The following is a 1,494-nucleotide window of genomic DNA, read 5'->3' as shown; positions in this document are numbered from 1 at the left end:
ACCTCGTTTTCGACCCGAGAGCAAACAAATGAAGGTATCAACATGATCGATCGTACACGCCATGCTCGATGATCAGGCAATTTACCAGAGTGCAGAACTCCAGAAGAGTGTGCCAATCGCGCCCATTACGGGCCAGGCGCGAGGCCTCCAGAGCGAGCACAGCGCCTGCGGTGCCGGTGCAGATCGCGGCCAACAAGCGCTCGAAGCCGGGACGCGCCGTACCCCCTCCGGAGCGGCCAAGGTCATCGTCGATGACGATTGCGGTTTCCCAGCCGAGCGCCTGTGCGCGGGTCGCAAGGCCGTATTGACGCCGGCGGCTCTCGGGATTGTTGATCAGCTGATCGGGAGTCGATTGTCTAACGTAGACATAGGCGCTACGTGACAAATGATCTGGGGTGATCTTACTCATCGTCTGCCTCCTTCGCCTTTGCGCGGGCGACGCTGCATTCGTTGAGAAGAAGCTTGAGCAAACCCGCGACCTCCGAGCGAATCATCGGATCGAGTCGCCGACGTTGGATTGCGCTTGTCGCGAGCACCAGAAGATCCAGCTGTTGCCATTGTGTCATCATCGCCTCCGCCAGTCTGAGTCGTTCCCGACGACGGCGATGAGGATATGCGCTGCGAGCCGATGAGGTCGCGAAGCTCGCGCAGCGAGTCCAATGAAAGTCGAGGGACTTCGACCGTCGGCAATGACGCCGCGTGGCTCTCGGTCATCCACGCCGGTAGCAGGACGCGACAGCCGTCCGACTGCTCGATCAGGAACTGCACGCGAGCCCCGTGAATGACCCGCCTGAAGACGATCACGCGCTCACCGGCGCGCGGATGATGCGGATATTGAATGATAACTTCGAACGGATGTTTGTGGGCTTGCCTGCGCGCTCGGCAACAAAGCCTGCCGCGACGGCTTTTCCGTCCTCTACAAGCGAACATCCCGCCTGTTCGCCGATCTCGTCTAGGAGCCTGTCTGAGTAGTGACTGGTCAAGAGGGAGCGAGTCTGATTCCTTGCGCAGCCATGAGCAAGGAATTTCGCCCCTGGAAGATCGACGAGGCCCAGCTTCTGCCGCCGAGCGTGCAGGATTATGTGCCGAGGGACCACGTTTCGCGGCTGATCGTGTCGCTGGTCAGGGAAAGCCTTGATCTATCGGCGATCATAGGCAGCTACCGAAGCGGGCTGGGGCAGCCGCCGTTCGATCCTCGGATGCTGACGGCGCTGCTTCTGCACGGCTACGCGAGCGGTATCTACTCGTCGCGGCGGATCGCCAGGGCGGCGGTGGAGCGGGCGGATTTCATGATGATCGTGGCGGGCGATGCGCCGGACTTCCGCACGATCTCAGAGTTCCGGCGGCGGCACCTGAAGGCGCTGGCCGACCTGTTCGCGCAGGTGTTGAAGCTGGCCGAGAAGGCCGGGTTGGTGAAGCTCGGGCACGTTGCGCTCGATGGCACCAAGATCAAGGCGAACGCGTCCAAGCACAAGGCGATGAGCTATGATCGCA

General features: G+C 61.4%; 3 protein-coding genes and 1 pseudogene. 2 read left to right on the top strand and 2 right to left on the bottom strand.

Annotation, left to right across the window (positions count from 1 at the left end):
- Positions 1-37 precede the first annotated feature (37 nt).
- Entirely contained in the window at positions 38-409 is a 372-nt protein-coding gene (locus CQ13_RS40935) for a recombinase family protein (RefSeq protein ID WP_082637439.1), read from the bottom strand.
- Positions 402-566 carry a hypothetical protein gene (locus CQ13_RS42900; protein WP_156433643.1) on the bottom strand — a complete coding sequence of 55 codons (165 nt, stop codon included), beginning with the start codon at positions 564-566 and terminating at the stop codon, positions 402-404. Before CQ13_RS42900 ends, CQ13_RS40935 begins: the two co-directional genes overlap by 8 nt.
- A 300-nt stretch (positions 567-866) precedes the next feature.
- On the opposite strand from CQ13_RS42900, the pseudogene CQ13_RS42895 reads away from it, so the two are divergent.
- A pseudogene (locus CQ13_RS42895) lies at positions 867-950 on the top strand (ATP-binding protein); the annotation flags it as partial.
- Between the two features lie 63 nt (positions 951-1,013).
- On the top strand, positions 1,014-1,494 hold a 481-nt coding region (locus CQ13_RS42890; protein WP_197427245.1), incomplete at its 3' end, for a transposase.

It is taken from the genome of Bradyrhizobium retamae (assembly GCF_001440415.1).
Taxonomy (GTDB): Bacteria; Pseudomonadota; Alphaproteobacteria; order Rhizobiales; family Xanthobacteraceae; genus Bradyrhizobium; species Bradyrhizobium retamae.
The sequence above is the reverse complement of the archived record's forward strand: the minus strand, read 5'-3'. Positions and strand labels throughout refer to the sequence as shown.

Bases quoted from the DNA above. Each gene is read 5' to 3' on its own strand.
- CQ13_RS42900 (WP_156433643.1), bottom strand. From the start codon at position 566: ATGACACAATGGCAACAGCTGGATCTTCTGGTGCTCGCGACAAGCGCA.
- CQ13_RS40935 (WP_082637439.1), bottom strand. From the start codon at position 409: ATGAGTAAGATCACCCCAGATCATTTGTCACGTAGCGCCTATGTCTAC.